Genomic DNA, 15,462 nt, shown 5'->3' with positions numbered 1-15,462 from the left:
GACCGGCGGCGGCTGTTGTTCGGCCGCTTTGCTTCGGCCCTTGCGTCGGGCTCGGGGTGTGAATGAGCCTGGGCCCTGTTCTGCCGAGACAACATCTTCGCACTTGTTCGCGGGTGGCGGGACGCGGGGCCAGGCTGTGAGATGCCTCTCCCGGCAGGGATAGGGGTTACTTGCGCGTAGACGGTTGCGGATTTCGTTGAGGGCGAACTCGCGGATCCGCGGCGGGCGCCGGGGACGGCCGACGGAGCCCCTTCCTCCGGGGCGGCGGAACCCGGGCACGGCCCCTTCCGGAGCGCCGTGGCGGCTCCCGGGGCGCGGCGGCGCCCACCGGGGGAGCGCCCCGCGTCCGGAAGGGAAACCTCTGTGGCGCTCGGGGCTGCTGGGGCAATGGCCGACGTCCGGTGCTCCTGCATCAGCAGTCGGCTCCCGGTGCCCTCGGTGTCCTCGGTGCCCTCGGTGCTCGCGGGGCCTGCGTTGCTCCCGGTGCCCGCGGTGTGCCCGTTGCTCCCGGGGCCGCGCCCGGCCCCGGCGCGGGCCGGGCGGTCGTCGGCACGGGCGCGGTGCCCGGCCTCCGCCCCCTGCGGCCCGCCGGGACGGGCCCGGACGAAGCCGCAGGGGCGGCGGTGATCCGTCAGGCGAGGTCGCCGGCGGCGGCGCGCTCGGCCAGCCGCACCAGGGTGCGGACGCCGGAGCCGGTGCCGCCCTTGGGGGTGTAGCCGTACGGCGCGCTCTCGTGGAACGCCGGGCCCGCGATGTCCAGGTGGGCCCAGTCGATGCCCTCGCCGACGAACTCCTTCAGGAACAGACCGGCGACCAGGCCGCCGCCCGCGCGCTCGCCGATGTTGGCGATGTCGGCGACCGGGGAGTCCATGCTCTTGAGGAGCTCCTTCGGCATGGGCATCGGCCAGGCCTGCTCGCCCGCCGAAACGGCGGTCTCGTGGACCGTGTCGCGGAAGGCGTCGCCGTTGGCCATGACCGCGAAGGTGCGGTTGCCCAGTGCGACCACCATGGCGCCGGTGAGGGTCGCCACGTCGACGATCGCGTCCGGCTTCTCCTCCGAGGCGCGGGTGAGCGCGTCGGCCAGCACCAGCCGGCCCTCGGCGTCGGTGTTGAGCACCTCGACGGTCTTGCCGGAGTACATCCGCAGCACGTCGCCGGGGCGGGTGGCGGAGCCGGACGGCATGTTCTCGGCGAGCGCCAGCCAGCCGGTCACGTTCACCCGCAGGCCCAGCCGGGACGCGGCGACGACGGCGCCGAGCACCGCCGCGGCGCCGCTCATGTCGCACTTCATCGTCTCGTTGTGGCCGGCCGGCTTCAGCGAGATGCCGCCCGAGTCGTAGGTGATGCCCTTGCCGACGAAGGCCAGGTGCTGCTTCGCCTTGGGGTGGGTGTAGCTGAGCTTCACCAGCCGCGGCGGGTTCTCCGAGCCCTTGCCGACGCCGATCAGGCCGCCGTAGCCGCCCTTGGCGAGCGCCTTCTCGTCGAGCACCTCGACCTTGAGGCCGTGCTCCTTGGCTGCTGCCTGTGCCTCGGCGGCGAACGACGCCGGAGTCAGGTCGTTCGAGGGGGTGTTGATGAGATCGCGGGCGCGGTTGACCTCGGCGGCCAGCGCGGTCGCGCGCTCGGCCGCGGCCTTGAACGCCTTGTCGCGCGACTTGGTGCCGAGCAGGGCGACCTCGGCGAGCGGGGCGGACTTGTCGTCCGCCGCCTTCTTCTTGCCGTTGCCGTCGGTCCGGTAGGCGGTGAAGGTGTACGCGCCCAGCAGCGCGCCCTCGGCCACCGCGGCGGCGTCCGCCGCGTCCGTCACGGGGAGCGCGAACGCGCCCTTCGCGGAGCCGGACAGCGCACGGGCCGCGGCTCCGGCGGCCCGGCGCAGCGTCTCGGCGTCGAAGCCCTCGCCCTTGCCGGGGTTCTCGCCCAGCCCGACCGCCAGCACGACCGGCGCCTTGAAGCCGGACGGTGCCGGAAGCTTGGTCACCTCGCCCTCGCCGCCCGAGGCGCCGAGGGTCTCCAGGACGGCGGCCAGCTTTCCGTCGAACGCCTTGTCCACGTCCTCGGCTCCGGATGCGACGACCGGGCCCTTCTCGCCCTTGGCCACGCCGATGACGATGGCGTCCGCGCGGAGCGACGCCGCTGAGGAGGTGCTGAGAGTCAGAGCAGTCACGGTGTTGGGGTTCCTCTTCCGTTGCGTTCCTCGGCCAGTCGGTGGGCCGGCCGCCGCTCGGGCCCGTCGCCGGGCCCAGCCCACCAGCCGTGCAACCACGCACGGCCCCGGGCGCTCCGTGCATCGTATTCCGACTGTTCCGACCGGCTGTACGAAGCCCGGGCCCGCGGATGCCCGGCGGAATGGGGCCGGAGGGGGCCCGTTGTGCGCGGCCGACGGCGGAACGAATCCCTCCGCCGCTTGATCCCGGGGTACGGGGCCAGGAGGCCCTGTCACAGCGAAATGTGACGGAACGTCAAAAAGAAGCAGAGGCCGGCCGGGGTGTCCCGCGCCGGGTGCCGGGGCTTCCGCGCGGCCCGGCCCGGCGGGCCGAGGGCCCGGCCCCAGCCGCCCGGCCGCCCGAGGGCCCGGCCCCGGCGGCCCGGTCAGCCGAGCGCCGTCACCAGCAGCGCGGCCGTCGCCGCGGTCTCCGCCAGGGCGCCGAACACATCGCCCGTGACCCCGCCGAAGCGGCGCCGGCAGCGGCGCAGCAGCAGTTCGGCGGCGGCCACGGCGACGAGCGGGGCCGCCGCGTACCGGGCCGCCGCGTCCGGCCCGAAGGCCGCGCCCGCGGCGGCGCAGAGAACGGCCGTGACGACGGTCGCCCCGACCGCCGACCGCACCGGGACGACGCCCGCGACCGCCGCGCCCAGCCCCTCCGGACGGGCGGCCGGAACCCCGGCCCGCGCCGCCAGGGTGAGGGCCAGCCGGGCCGCCACCGCCGCGACGACCGCCGCGGCGGCGCCGTACGCCCGGCCCGCCGCGTACAGCTCGCTCACCGCCGCCACCTGGCCCAGCAGCACGAACAGCAGGGTCACGACGCCGAACGGGCCGATGTCCGAACGCTTCATGATGCGCAGGGCGTCCTCGGCCGGCCTGCCGCTGCCCAGGCCGTCCGCGGTGTCGGCGAGCCCGTCCAGATGCAGTCCGCGGGTCAGCACCGCCGGAACCGCCACGGTCGCCACCGCCGCGAGCAGCGGCCCGCCGCCGAGCAGCAGCAACAGCACGCCGAGCGCCGCCGACGCGAGGCCCACGACCGCGCCCACCAGCGGGGCGGCGAGCATGCCGCCCCGGGCCGCGGCCCGGTCCCAGCGGGAGACCCGTACCCGGAGCACGGTCAGCGTGCCGAAGGCGAAGCGCAGCCCGTCGCTCAGCGAGGCACGGGCGGCCGGGCCCGCGGCGCCCTCGGGGCCGGTGGGGCCGGAGGCCGGTTCCGGAGTCGTGTCGGTCATCGCGCGCAGGCTATCGGGCACGTCCCGGCGCTAGATTGCTCATACGTGATCAGGCCGGGCATTGCGGGAACCGGGAGCGGGTGTCATGGGTCACTGGTGGGAGCACAACATCGGGGAGCCGGGGAAGCTGCCCCTGCTGCTCGCTCTCACCGCGTTCATCCTGACGTTCCTCATCACCCGCTCCATCACCCGGATGATCCGGGCCGGGAAGGGGCCGTTCCGCAACGTCAGCTCGGGCGGCGTCCACATCCATCACGTCGTCCCCGGCATCATCCTCACCGTCGTCGGCGGCTTCGGCGTGATCGCCGGCGACCGGCACGGCTTCGGCACCGCCCTCGCCGCGGTCCTCTTCGGCATCGGCGTGGGGCTGGTGCTCGACGAGTTCGCGCTCGTCCTGCACCTCTCCGACGTCTACTGGACCGACCAGGGGCGGCAGAGCGTCGAGGCGGTCGTCCTCACCGCGGCCGTCGTCGGGCTGATGCTGGTCGGCTTCCTCCCCTTCGGCGTGAACGACCTGTCCGCCGACGAGCAGCAGGACCGGGCCACCGTGGCGCTCACCGTGGCGGTGAACTTCCTGATCGTCCTCATCGCCCTGCTGAAGGGGAAGACCCAGCTCGCGGTGATCGGCGTCCTGGTGCCCTACCTGGCGATCATCGGTGCGGTACGCCTCGCCCTGCCCGGCTCGTTCTGGGCGAAGCGCTGTTACCGCAACCGGCCGCGGGCCCGGGCGAGATCACGGCTGCGGGCGTATCGGCACGACAAACGCTGGAACCGTCTGCGACGGCGGCTGTCGGACCTGGTGGCCGGCGCGCCCAGCGGGTGAACCGGTGGCCGGCGAACCGGCCGTCCGCGGGCGCGGGGACGCCCGGCCGTCCGGCCCGGCGCCGGCCCGCGGACCGGGCCCGCGCCGCCCGCCACAGCGACCGCACCGCCCACAGCGTCAGCACGCCGCTCAGCGCGGCCAGATGCTCCTTGCCCGCCAGATTCGGCTTGACGATCACTTCGACGACCATGGCCAGCACCACGGCCCCGCCGGTGAACCAGGCGCGGTGGGTCCACGACAGATGCACCGCGAGCGCGACGACCGCGGCCGACGGCCCGGTGTCGTGGACGAACGCGTCCTCGGCGGGCAGGCCGAGGAATCCCCCGGGGCCGGCCGAGGTGCCGTACCGGGCGTACAGACTCCCGGTGAGCGTGGCCAGATAGGCGATCGCCAGCGTCCGCAGCCGGCCCAGGCAGATCTCGCAGAGGCCGAAGACGACCAGGATCTGGACCAGCGCGCCCCACACCGGCAGGTCGAGGGCGGGCACGAAGAGCGAGAGGGGGGTACGGAGAAGGGCGAGCCACCAGGGCAGGGAGGCCTGGACGGCGCCCAGGTCCTGGACGGGCCGGTAGCCCCAGGGCTGGTTCTGCACCAGCTGGAGGAGTGCGGTCAGGGCGACCGCGCCGAGCGTCAGCGGCAGGGCACGCAGTAAGACGGGTCTCTTCCGGGGAAGCGCGCCCCGCACCGCGGCGTACAGCGCGCCCCACTCCGCGCGGGCGGCGCGGCGCAGCGCCGGGCGCACCGCGACGGTCATCGCTTCGACCCGAGGCGGTGACGGCGGGTCAGCCAGGACGGCAGCGCCGGCGCCTCCAGGAAGCCTTCCGCGCGGGCGCTGGCGATGCCGATCCGGGGCAGCTCGACGCTCTTCCCGAACAGCAGGTAGCGCGGCTCCCAGATCGGCCGGTACTTCGCGTTGGCCCGGTACAGCGACTCGATCTGCCACCAGCGCGAGAAGAAGCTCAGCAGCGACCGCCACAGCCGCAGCACCGGCCCGGCGCCCAGCCTGGCGCCGCGCTCGAAGACCGACCGGAACATCGCGAAGTTCAGCGACACCTGGGTGATGCCGACCTCCGAGGCCCGCTGCAGGAGTTCGATCACCATGAACTCCATCAGGCCGTTCTCCGCGTCCCGGTCCCGCCGCATCAGGTCCAGCGACAGGCCCTTCGGCCCCCAGGGGACGAAGCTCAGCAGCGCCCGCAGCTCACCGTCGGCGTCGTGGCACTCCAGCATCACGCACCGGCCGTCGTCCGGGTCGCCGAGCCGGCCGAGCGCCATGGAGAAGCCGCGCTCGGTCGCCCCGTCGCGCCAGTCGTCGGCCCGCCGCAGCAGCTCCGCCATCTCCGGCTCCGGAATGTCCTCGTGGCGGCGGATCCGGACGGTGTAGCCGGCCCGGCGCACCCGGTTGTACGCCTGGCGCACGGTCCGCATGGCGCGCCCCTCCAGGGTGAAGTCGCCCACCTCCACCAGGGCTTCGTCGCCCAGCTCCAGGGCGTCCAGACCGTGCCGGGCGTAGATGGTGCCGCCCTCCTCGCTCGCCCCCATCACCGCCGGGATCCAGGCGTGCTCCCGGCACTCGGCGAGCCAGCGGTCGATCACCCCCGGCCAGGCCTCCGGGTCGCCGATCGGATCACCGGAGGCCAGTGAGACGCCCCCCACCACGCGGTAGGTGATCGCGGCCTTGCCCGACGGGGACCAGATCACGCTCTTGTCCCGCCGCAGCGCGAAGTAGCCCAGCGAGTCCCGCTCGCCGTGCCGCTCCAGCAGGGCGCGCAGCCGCTCCTCGTCCTCCGGCCCGATCGGATCGGTGGCGCGCCGGGACCGGAACGCCGCCCACAGCACGGCGAGCAGCAGCAGGGTGCTCATCACGTTGATGAACACATCGACCCAGGGCGGGGTGCTGATCCCGTCGAAGACGGACTCGTCGGCCTCCAGGGAGATCAGCCGCAGCACCGCGTACTGGAAGCGGGCCAGGAGCGTCGAACGGTGGCCGCCGTCGGCGCCGTTGCTGAAGGTGACCAGCGCGGTGGCGATCAGGGACGCGACGAGGAACCCGCCGGCCGCGACCACCGCCGCGAGCCGGGGGTTGGACCGGTCGCCCTTCGCCGCGAAGGAACGCCGCCCCACCAGCAGCGACAGCAGGAACAGCAGAGTGAGGCCCAGAGAGATCCAGTTCTGCACGTGCCGGTTGAAGTCCGGCAGCGTCATCACCAGGCACAGCAGCAGCGAGAACAGCCCCGCCAGCACCAGGTTGAGGATCCACGCCGCCCGCTTGCGGCGGCGCATCGTGACCGCCAGGAAGAGCGTGAAGACACCCGAGGCGAAGCCCGCGGTCAGCAGGTACGGCGTGAAGAACTCGTCGACGTTGTGCCGCCGGACGTCCTGCCCCAGGGAGACCCAGACCGCGCTCAGCAGATTGACGAAGGTGACCAGGCGCAGGTACCAGACGGCGAACGCCGCGCTGCGGGCCCGCCACCGGTCGAGCCACGCCCGGGCACCGGCCTTCTCGGCCTCCGCCGCGAGCACCTTCTCCGGCTCGCCCCCCTGGCGCGGCGGGCGAGCCGGGGCTGAAACGCGGTCAGCCGCATCGGAGCGACGATCGTGACTCAAGCGGACGTCTCCCATGAAAATTGATCATATGGCCCGGGTGGCGCGGTGGGAGAGACCGGACGATCGCACTAGTCGCGTTCGGACACCTCCGACGGTTCGGCCGTCTCGGGCTCCGGGGACGGCCGCTCGGGGAGCTCCGCCCACAGGGCGGCAGCCGCCTGCACGATCGGCAGTGCGAGCAACGCCCCCGTTCCCTCACCCACTGTGACGCTGTGATCGAGCACGGGGTTGAGTGCCATCCGGTCGAATGCCTTGACCTGTGCCGGTTCGCCGGTCGCCTGGCCCGCCAGCCACCAGTCCGGCGCCCGGAACGCCACCCGCTGCGCGACCAGCGCGCAGGCGGCCGAGACGACGCCGTCCAGCACCACGGGCGTGCGGCGCACGGCGCACTGCAGCAGAAAACCGGTGATCGCGGTGAGGTCGGCGCCACCGGTCGTGGCGAGCAGTTCGAGCTGGTCGCCCAGGACGGGACGGGCACGGCGCAGGGCGTCGCGGATCGCGGCGCACTTCTGCATCCAGGCGGTGTCGTCGATCCCGGCGCCGCCCCGGCCGGTCACCACGGACGCGTCGGTACCGCACAGCGCGGCGATCAGGGTCCCGGCGGCCGTGGTACCGCCGACGCTCAGATCCCCCAGCACCACCAGGTCGGTGCCGGAGTCGGCCTCCTCGTCGGCGACCGCCATCCCGGCCCGGAACGCCTGCTCCGCCTCCTCGGCCGTCAGCGCGTCCTCGATGTCGATCCGGCCCGAACCACGGCGCACCCGGTGCCGTACGACGTCCTCGGGCAGCTCAGCGGGGTCGCAGTCGACGGCCATGTCGACCACCCGCACCGGAACGGAGAAACGGCGGGCGAGCACGGAGACCGGACTCGCGCCCTCCAGGACGGACCGGACCAGACGCTGCGTGGTCCCCGCCGGCCGGGCGGAGACACCGAGCTCCGCCACCCCGTGATCACCCGCGAACAGCACCACCCGGGGGCGTTCGATCGGCCGCACGGGAACCGCGCCCTGCGCGGCCGCGAGCCACTCACCGAGCTCGTCGAGGCGCCCCAGGGAACCGGCGGGCGCGACGAGACGCTCCCGGCGCTCCTCGGCGTCGCGCCGGACACCGGAGTCGGGGCGCTCGATCAGATTGCCGAAGTCGTCGAGATCAAGACCACTCATCCGCCGAACCCTACCGGGGGAGAACGAACTCCCGCCGGATCGGGTCGTCGGACCGAGGGAGACCGCAATCAACCGTCCGAATCACACAGTCACCGTGCACGGGACCGCTACCGGACGGCCGACGAGAGGCGGGGGACGGGCCACCGGCGGGAAGCGACGGGGTCGCAGGGGTGCGGGCCGGGAAGCAGCTTCCATCGCGCGAGTCCCTGTAGGACAGCACCGGGGCGGGCCACTGAACCCCCCGGCACGGGACCGCTACCGGAGGGTCAACGCGCCCTGGGGATGGCCACCGGTGGAAAGGAACGGGGTCGCAGGGGTGGGGGCGGGAGGCAGGGGTTCCATCGCGCGAGTCCCTGTCGGACAGCACCGGGGCCGGCCACTGAACCCCCCGGCACGGGACCGCTACCGGACGGCTGACGAGAGGCGGGGGATGGCCACCGGCGGGAGGGGACGGGGTCGCAGGGGTGGGGGGTTCCGGAAGCTGCCGTGTATTTGTGGGCCGCCAGGCCCGTAAATATACGTTCCGGAACCCCCCACCCCGGAGGCCCCGGCCCCGGCACATACCAACGCTCCCGCGCCCGGACCACGCTCCCGCGCCCCGCCCCCGCCCCCAACGACCAAGCGTCAGCGAAGCGGCACCGCCTGCCCCGCCACCACCAGCAGCACCTGCTCGCACTCCGCAGCGAACCCCGCATTGAGCCGCCCGAGTTCGTCCCGGAAGCGCCGCCCCGAGGCCGTGGCCGGCACCACCCCCGACCCCACCTCGTTCGACACGGCGACCACCCGCCGCCGGGTCGCCCGTACCGCCGCCACCAGCGCGTCCGTCCGCTCCCGGAGTTCCCGCCGTCCCCCCGCCGCCCAGCGGTCGTCGTCCCAGGCCCCGACCGCGTCCATGGCGTCCGTCAGCCACAGCGCGAGGCAGTCGATGAGCAGCGGCGGCCCCTCCTCGGCGAGCAGCGGCACCAGGTCACAGGTCTCGACGGTGCGCCAGGCGCCCGGCCGGCGCTCCCGGTGGAGGGAGACCCGGGCCGCCCAGTCCTCGTCCCCCTCACGGGTGCCGCTCGTCGCGACGTACACCACCTCCGGGAAGGACTCCAGGCGCCGTTCCGCCTCCACCGACTTCCCCGACCGCGCCCCGCCGAGGACCAGCGTCCGCCGCGGCGGCGCGGGCACCGTGGGGTGGTCGCCCACCCGCATCGTCTCCCCGTCCGTCACCGCGCGGGCCCCCGCCGCGGCCAGCCGGCGGCGCAGTTCGGCGCCCGGCGGCACATCGTGGTCGAGGTGTACGCCGACCACCTCGGTCGCCTCCGTGACCGTGCCCGCGGCCCGCAGCCGGGCGAGCGCGTCGGGCCGGCCGACGACGTCGAGCACGGCCGTGTCGTACGGGGCGAGCCCTGCCGGGAAGCCCGCCGGGGCGGCGCCCGGCGGCAGATACAGCAGCCGTTCGCCGTCCGCGCCGGTGACCACGTAGCCGGTGCCGGGCACGTCCACCGCGACGGCCCGCACCCGGTGACCGCTGATCAGCGCGAGCTCCCGGCCGTCCGGCACCCGGCCCGGCGCGGGCAGTCCGGCCGGCACCTCGACGGCGGGCCCGTTCTGCGGATGGGACAGCAGGACCTGCCGCACCCCGACGAGTGACTGCCCCGCACGGGCGGCGGCCAGCGCCGCGCCCGGGGTCAGGTCGAGCAGCAGCGCCCCGTCCACCAGCAGGGAGGTCGCGGCGCGCGCGTCGCCGCCGACGGCGGTCGCGCACGCGGCGCAGGGGCAGTCGGGGCGGGGCAGCCCGCCGGGGGCTCCGGTGCCGAGGAAAGTGAGTTCCACGCCCCGATCGTCTCGCGTCGCCGCGCCCCGGGCGCGCGGGGGCACCCCCGCGACCTCCGAGCGGTGGCCGCCGCAGGCCCATTAGGCTGCGGGGGAGCAGCTACTCGGCGGGACTTGAGGAGGCGGACATGGCGTGGACGTGGCGGTTCGAGAAGTCCGACGGGACGGAGACCGTGCCGGCGGTCGAGCCCGAGGAGTTCAGCACGCAGGGCGACGCGGAGTCCTGGATCGGCGAGGTCTGGCGTGACCTCCAGGAGGGCGGCACCGAACAGGTGACGCTGTTCGAGGACGGCACCGAGATCTACGGACCGATGAGCCTCCAGGCCGAGGACGCCTGAGCCGTTCCGTTCGGAGCACCCCCGGGCCGGTCCGCAGGGAACGGCCCGGGGGAGCCCGGGTTCCGGAGTACCGGGGGACCCGGGAACGGCCCCCTTCAATCGCCCTCTCAGCCCGTCGCCACCAGGAACTGCGTGGCCGCCAGCTCGCCGTAGAGGGCGTCGGACGCGACCAGTTCCGCGTGTGTCCCCACCGCCCGTACCGTCCCCGCTTCCATCACCACGATCCGGTCGGCCGCCGTCACCGTCGACAGCCGGTGCGCCACCACCAGGACGGTCGTGTGCCGGGCGGCCTCCGCGACGACCTCGCGCAGGGCCAGCTCATTGGCGGCGTCGAGCTGCGAGGTCGCCTCGTCGAGCAGCAGCAGCCGGGGCCGGCGCAGCAACGCGCGGGCGATCGCCACCCGCTGGCGCTCCCCGCCGGAGAGCTGACTGCCGCGGTGGCCGACAAGGGACTCCAGACCGTCCGGCAGCCGTTCGACGAGACCGGTCAGCCGGGTGCGCACCAGGACGTCCCGGATCTCCTCGTCGGTGGCGTCCGGGGCGGCGAACACCAGGTTCTCCCGCAGCGTTCCGGCGAGCACGGGGGCGTCCTGCTCGACGTAGCCGATCGCCGCGCGCAGCCGGTCCAGCGGCCAGTCGCGGACGTCCTCGCCGTCCACGAGCACCCGGCCGCCCGTCACCTCGTGGAACCGTTCGATCAGGGCGAAGACCGTGGACTTCCCCGCGCCGGACGGGCCGACGAACGCCGTCAGGCCGCCGCCGGGCACGACGAAGGAGACGCCGTCGTGGACGAGGGGCAGCTCGTCGCGGTAGCGGAAGCCGACGTCCTGGAACCGGACGCTCGCCGGTCCGCCCCGGGGCCGCACCGGCCCGCCCTGACGCGGCACGCCTGTCGCCCGCTCCCGTCCGTCCTCGACCGGCCCCGCCCCGCCCGTACCCGGCTCCTCGCCGAGCCGTTCCGCGTCGAGCCGTTCCACGCCGAGCCGCTCCGCCGCGGAGATCCGCGCGATGGCGGCGGCGCCCATCTGGTACTGCTCGGCCGCCCCGACCAGCTGGGTCACCGGGTCCGCCAGATGGACCAGGAACAGCAGGAAGGCGATCAGCGTGGAGATCTCGATCGCGCCGGACGCCACCCGGGCGCCGCCCACGCCGAGCACCGCGAGGAAGGACGCCTGCACCGAGAACCCGACGGCCGACGAGGCGATCGCCTGCCATTTCGCCGACCGCACCCCGTGCCGCCAGGCGTCCCGAGCCGCCTCCTCCAGCCGCGCCGTCTCCCGGACCTCCGCCCCGGAGGCCTTGATCGTGCGGAAGGCGCCGAACGCCCGCTCCAGCACGGTGGAGATCGCCCCCACCGCCTCCTGGGTCCGCTCGGCCGCCCGGGAGATCCGCGGCAGCAGAAAGCCCAGCGAGCTGCCGATCAGCCCGATCACTCCGAGGGTGACGCCGAGCAGGACGGCGTCCATCAGCGCCATCATCACGAGGGTGGCGGCCAGACTCAGGGTGCCGGTGACCGCGGAGACCACCGAATGCGTGGTGACCTGGTGCAACAGGGTGGTGTCGGAGGTGACCCGGGACATCAGGTCGCCCGGCTGGGCCCGCTCCATCTCCGGGATCCGCAGCCGTATGAGCCGTCCCATCAGCCGCCGCCGGGCCGCGAGCACCACCGACTCGGCGGTCCGCTCCAGCACGTACGCACCGGCCGCCTCGGCCACCGTGCCCGCCAGCACCAGCCCGGTGAGCAGCACGAGCACGCCGACGAGGGGCCCGTCGGCGGCGAGCCGGTCGACCAGCGCCTTGGCGGCGAGCGGCTGGCCGAGCGCGGTCGCCGCGCCGAGCAGCGACAACAGGGCACCGACGGCCACCGCGGCACGGTGCGGACGGATGTGCCCGTACAGCTCACGCCAGGTGTCCCGGGCGGACGGCCGTTCAGCCGGGGAGGCCGGGGAGGCCGGGGAAACGGACGGGGATAACGCCGAGGGGGTCTCGGCTGCGGACATGGTCGCTCCTGGGCCGGGGGCTGCTGTCACCCCTCAGGACGCGACGGAGCGCTGATCACCTGAGCCGCGCCGGGCACGAGTCACCGGCCGGCCCGACCCGCAGGCCACGTTCCGGCGCCGCCCCCCGGCGCCCGCTCAGCCCCGCACGCCGCCCGGCGCCCGCACGCCGTGAGGCGCATCAGCCCGTACGCCGTGAGTCGCATCAGCCCCGCACGCCGCAGAGGTGCAGCAGCGCCGCGACCGCGCGGTACGGGTCGGTGCGCCCGGCCCGGTCCTCGGCGGCGAGCAGCCGCGCCAGCTCCTGGCCCGTCGGCGGCTCCTCGTCGTCCGCGACCTGGTCCGTGAAGACCCGCACCCCGTACCAGGTGTCCAGCGGCGCGCCGATCCCGGCGAGGGTGCCGGTGAGCGCGTCCAGCCGGTCGGCCCGGACCGGGAGGCCGACGCGGTTGGTGTACGCGGGGGAGTCGAAGGACGCCAGCGCGCCGTCCCAGTCGCGGGCCAGCCCCGGCCGCATCGCCAGCGCGTCGGCGTTCCGGACCAGCAGCGACAGCAGCCCGCCCGGCGCCAGCACCCGGGCGAGGCCCGCCAGGAACGGGTCCGGCTCCGGCAGGTACATCAGCACCCCGTGGCAGAGCACCACGTCGAAGCTGCCCGGCAGGAAGTGCACCCCGGTCTCGCGGCCGTCGCCCTCGATGAGCCGCACCCGCTCCCGGATGCCCTCGGGCTCGGCGGCGAGTGCGGTACGGACCGTCGACAGCATCCGGGGGTCGGACTCCAGCCCGGTGATCTTGTGTCCCGCGCGGGCCAGCCGGAGCGCCTGCGTGCCCTGGCCCAGGCCGACGTCGAGCACCCGCAGCCGCTGCCCCACCGGGAACCGCGCCGCTATCTGCTCCTCGACCTGGCGGGCGACCAGCTCCTGACGGACGGTGTTCCGCAGGCCCCCGAGCCCGCCGAGCCAGCCGCTCGCCCCGCCGGAGTTCCACTCCACCGAGGGAAGGTCCCCGGCTCCCTGGGCGGTCGCTGCGTTCAGGGCCGTTCTCCCCGCTTGACCTTCGGCTTGGGCAGCCGCAGCCGGCGCATCTGCAGGCTGCGCATCAGCGCGTACGGCACGGCGCCGCGGAGGTTCTCGCCCGGGAAGCGGGTGCGGAGCTGCTTCTTCAGCCGGATCGCGACACCGACCGAGTCGAGCACGATCAGCACGATGACGACCAGCCACAGCAGCAGCGAGAAGTTCTTGACCTGCGGCGACGGCAGCATGCTCAGCACCAGGATGAGCACCGCGAGCGGCAGGAAGAACTCGGCGACGCAGAACCGGGAGTCGACGAAGTCACGGGCGAAGCGGCGGATCGGCCCCTTGTCCCGGGCGGGGAGGTACCGCTCGTCGCCGCTGGCCAGCGCCTCGCGCTGCTTGGCCAGGTCCGCGCGGCGCGCTTCGCGCTGCCGCTTGGCGGCGTCCTTGCGGTTGGTCGGCGTGGACGCCGTGCTCCGGCGCTGCGACTGGGCGACGCTGCGCTTCGGAGTGGGGCGGCCCTTGGGCGCCTGCGGGTCACGGGGCTGCTGCGGGTCCGCGGTCATCTTGGTGACGGCGGCCTGCTCGTCGTTGGAACGGCTTCGGAACACAAAGCCCAAGGGTACGGGGTCCGGCCGCGGACCCCCAGCCCGCACGGCCACGATCCGGCAACGGCACCGGTACCGGGCCCGGGCGGTGACGGCACCGGCACCCGCGGTGCCGGTAGCCGCCTCCCACGGGCCGAGGCCCGTTCGCCGGTCGGCGCGGTCGCCTCCGCCCGAGGCCCGTCACCTACTCCTTGGGCCGGAGACGACGATCGTGTGATCGTCCTGGAGGAGGAGCGCATCGGCTCCCGAACAGTGCGGTAATGGAACCAGGGCCCGTACTGTTGGGTCTGTAGAACACAGTGCTGAGTCCGAGCCCGAAGGGGGCGCGCGAGGCCCATGAGCGGTGTCATGAAGCGGATGGGGATGCTGTTCCGCGCGAAGGCCAACAAGGCCCTGGACCGGGCCGAGGACCCGCGCGAGACCCTCGACTACTCGTACCAGAAGCAGATCGAGCTGCTGCAGAAGGTGCGCCGCGGCGTCGCCGACGTGGCGACCTCCCGCAAGCGGCTGGAGCTGCAGCTCGGCCAGCTCCAGGGGCAGTCGTCCAAGCTGGAGGAGCAGGGCCGCAAGGCGCTCGCGCTGGGCCGCGAGGACCTGGCCCGGGAGGCGCTGTCCCGCCGCGCCGCGCTCCAGCAGCAGGTCACCGATCTGGAGACGCAGCACCGGACGCTGCAGGGCGAGGAGGAGAAGCTGACGCTCGCGGCCCAGCGGCTGCAGGCGAAGGTGGACGCCTTCCGCACCAAGAAGGAGACCATCAAGGCCACCTACACCGCCGCCCAGGCCCAGACCCGGATCGGCGAGGCCTTCACCGGCATCTCCGAGGAGATGGGCGACGTCGGCATGGCGGTCCAGCGGGCCGAGGACAAGACGGCCCAGCTCCAGGCGCGCGCCGGCGCGATCGACGAGCTGCTGGCCTCGGGCGCGCTCGACGACCCCACCGGCACCGCCAAGGACGACCTCACGGCGGAGCTGGACCGGCTCTCCGGCGGTTCGGACGTCGAGCTGGAGCTCCAGCGGATGAAGGCCGAGCTCGCGGGCGGCAGCGGCGGGCAGCAGGCCATCGAGGGCGGCGCGCAGAACCAGAACGGCGCCTCGGACCGGAACGAGCAGCAGGCCCAGGGCCACAGGTTCGACAAGCAGTAGATCCCCGCCGGGCAAGGCGTACCGGGAGGCCGTCGTGATCGTACGGATCATGGGCGAGGGGCAGGTGGAGCTGGCCGACAGCCACTTCGCCGAGCTCAACAAACTTGACGACGAACTGCTCGCCGAGATGGAGAGCGGCGACGAGGACGGCTTCCGCCGGACCCTCGGGGCCCTGCTCGACGAGGTGCGACGGCTGGGCGAGCCGCTGCCGGACGACTCCCTGGAGCCGTCCGAGCTGATCCTGCCCTCTCCGGACGCGACGCTCGAAGAGGTGCGGGACATGCTCCGGGACGACGGCCTCATCCCGGGGTAGGAGCTCCGGCCGGGCGGCCGGACGCCCGGGGCCCGCAGCTCAGGAAGCTCAGGCGGCCCGCAGCTCGGGCGGCCGGCCGCCGGCCGGGAATCGAGTGGCCCGGGCGGCCCACGACCCTGGAGCCCCGGAGCCGGAACCCGGCCTTCTGCGGAGCCCGGAGCCGGGATCTCCGCCCCCTCTGGCCCTCGGGAGCGCCTTGATG

Annotated in this window: 12 protein-coding genes; 4 read left to right on the top strand and 8 right to left on the bottom strand. The window is 74.3% G+C overall.

Translation table 11 applies throughout. The annotated features are described in order from the left end of the window. Nucleotides 1-631: 631 nt before the first annotated feature. Both ACFYYR_RS00250 and ACFYYR_RS00245 read right to left on the bottom strand, forming a co-directional pair. Nucleotides 632-2,164 carry a leucyl aminopeptidase gene (locus tag ACFYYR_RS00250; RefSeq protein WP_388844958.1) on the bottom strand — a complete coding sequence of 511 codons (1,533 nt, stop codon included), beginning with the start codon at nt 2,162-2,164 and terminating at the stop codon, nt 632-634. Between the two features lie 425 nt (nt 2,165-2,589). Further along, nucleotides 2,590-3,435, bottom strand: a complete 846-nt coding sequence (locus ACFYYR_RS00245) for an adenosylcobinamide-GDP ribazoletransferase (protein ID WP_388844956.1) — start codon at nt 3,433-3,435, stop codon at nt 2,590-2,592. A gap of 85 nt (nt 3,436-3,520) precedes the next feature. Between ACFYYR_RS00245 and ACFYYR_RS00240 the strand changes: the two genes are divergently transcribed. Continuing rightward, on the top strand, nt 3,521-4,258 hold the full coding sequence (locus ACFYYR_RS00240) for a hypothetical protein (RefSeq protein WP_388844953.1): 738 nt from the start codon (nt 3,521-3,523) through the stop codon (nt 4,256-4,258). A 750-nt stretch (nt 4,259-5,008) separates the two neighbouring features. Here the strand turns inward: ACFYYR_RS00240 and ACFYYR_RS00235 are convergent. The 3 genes from ACFYYR_RS00235 to ACFYYR_RS00225 form a co-directional block, all read right to left on the bottom strand. Further along, a complete protein-coding gene (locus ACFYYR_RS00235; protein WP_388844950.1) occupies nt 5,009-6,880 on the bottom strand; it encodes a phosphatidylglycerol lysyltransferase domain-containing protein in 1,872 nt (623 codons plus the stop codon). A 53-nt stretch (nt 6,881-6,933) separates the two neighbouring features. Then, nucleotides 6,934-8,028 (bottom strand): nicotinate-nucleotide--dimethylbenzimidazole phosphoribosyltransferase, encoded by a 1,095-nt coding sequence (cobT, locus tag ACFYYR_RS00230; protein WP_388844946.1) that lies wholly within the window; start codon nt 8,026-8,028, stop codon nt 6,934-6,936. Between the two features lie 624 nt (nt 8,029-8,652). Beyond that, nucleotides 8,653-9,849, bottom strand: coding sequence for a bifunctional adenosylcobinamide kinase/adenosylcobinamide-phosphate guanylyltransferase (locus ACFYYR_RS00225; RefSeq protein ID WP_388844943.1), 1,197 nt, complete (start codon nt 9,847-9,849; stop codon nt 8,653-8,655). A 128-nt stretch (nt 9,850-9,977) separates the two neighbouring features. Here ACFYYR_RS00225 and ACFYYR_RS00220 point away from each other — a divergent pair, with 128 nt between their 5' ends. After that, nucleotides 9,978-10,187: a hypothetical protein gene (locus ACFYYR_RS00220; RefSeq protein WP_351509391.1), complete on the top strand. Its 210-nt coding sequence runs from the start codon at nt 9,978-9,980 to the stop codon at nt 10,185-10,187. A 107-nt stretch (nt 10,188-10,294) separates the two neighbouring features. Here ACFYYR_RS00220 and ACFYYR_RS00215 read toward each other — a convergent pair whose 3' ends face one another. The 3 genes from ACFYYR_RS00215 to ACFYYR_RS00205 form a co-directional block, all read right to left on the bottom strand. After that, nucleotides 10,295-12,187 (bottom strand): ABC transporter ATP-binding protein, encoded by a 1,893-nt coding sequence (locus tag ACFYYR_RS00215; RefSeq protein ID WP_388844940.1) that lies wholly within the window; start codon nt 12,185-12,187, stop codon nt 10,295-10,297. A 202-nt stretch (nt 12,188-12,389) separates the two neighbouring features. Then, nucleotides 12,390-13,124: a class I SAM-dependent methyltransferase gene (locus ACFYYR_RS00210; protein ID WP_388846381.1), complete on the bottom strand. Its 735-nt coding sequence runs from the start codon at nt 13,122-13,124 to the stop codon at nt 12,390-12,392. 89 nt (nt 13,125-13,213) lie between these two features. Next, nucleotides 13,214-13,807, bottom strand: a complete 594-nt coding sequence (locus tag ACFYYR_RS00205) for a DUF3043 domain-containing protein (protein WP_388844937.1) — start codon at nt 13,805-13,807, stop codon at nt 13,214-13,216. Nucleotides 13,808-14,152: 345 nt separating this feature from the next. Between ACFYYR_RS00205 and ACFYYR_RS00200 the strand changes: the two genes are divergently transcribed. Together ACFYYR_RS00200 and ACFYYR_RS00195 are read left to right on the top strand one after the other, a co-directional pair. Then, complete coding sequence (locus ACFYYR_RS00200) at nt 14,153-14,947, top strand: PspA/IM30 family protein (RefSeq protein WP_388846379.1); 795 nt, start codon at nt 14,153-14,155, stop codon at nt 14,945-14,947. A 34-nt stretch (nt 14,948-14,981) separates the two neighbouring features. Beyond that, the gene (locus tag ACFYYR_RS00195) at nt 14,982-15,260 is read left to right on the top strand and encodes a hypothetical protein (protein ID WP_388844934.1); all 279 of its coding nucleotides are present in this window, start codon (nt 14,982-14,984) and stop codon (nt 15,258-15,260) included. The last annotated feature ends 202 nt before the right edge of the window (nt 15,261-15,462 follow it).

It is taken from the genome of Streptomyces sp. NPDC001922 (assembly GCF_042891165.1).
GTDB lineage: Bacteria > Actinomycetota > Actinomycetes > Streptomycetales > Streptomycetaceae > Streptomyces.
Note: the sequence above shows the minus strand (reverse complement) of the source record. Positions and strands in the feature narration are given on the sequence as shown.

What these genes read in the sequence shown, in the direction of transcription:
- ACFYYR_RS00245 (WP_388844956.1), bottom strand. Translation starts at nt 3,435, where the DNA reads ATGACCGACACGACTCCGGAACCGGCCTCCGGCCCCACCGGCCCCGAG.
- ACFYYR_RS00240 (WP_388844953.1), top strand. Translation starts at nt 3,521, where the DNA reads ATGGGTCACTGGTGGGAGCACAACATCGGGGAGCCGGGGAAGCTGCCC.
- ACFYYR_RS00235 (WP_388844950.1), bottom strand. Translation starts at nt 6,880, where the DNA reads ATGGGAGACGTCCGCTTGAGTCACGATCGTCGCTCCGATGCGGCTGAC.
- cobT (WP_388844946.1), bottom strand. Translation starts at nt 8,028, where the DNA reads ATGAGTGGTCTTGATCTCGACGACTTCGGCAATCTGATCGAGCGCCCC.
- ACFYYR_RS00220 (WP_351509391.1), top strand. Translation starts at nt 9,978, where the DNA reads ATGGCGTGGACGTGGCGGTTCGAGAAGTCCGACGGGACGGAGACCGTG.
- ACFYYR_RS00215 (WP_388844940.1), bottom strand. Translation starts at nt 12,187, where the DNA reads ATGTCCGCAGCCGAGACCCCCTCGGCGTTATCCCCGTCCGTTTCCCCG.
- ACFYYR_RS00200 (WP_388846379.1), top strand. Translation starts at nt 14,153, where the DNA reads ATGAAGCGGATGGGGATGCTGTTCCGCGCGAAGGCCAACAAGGCCCTG.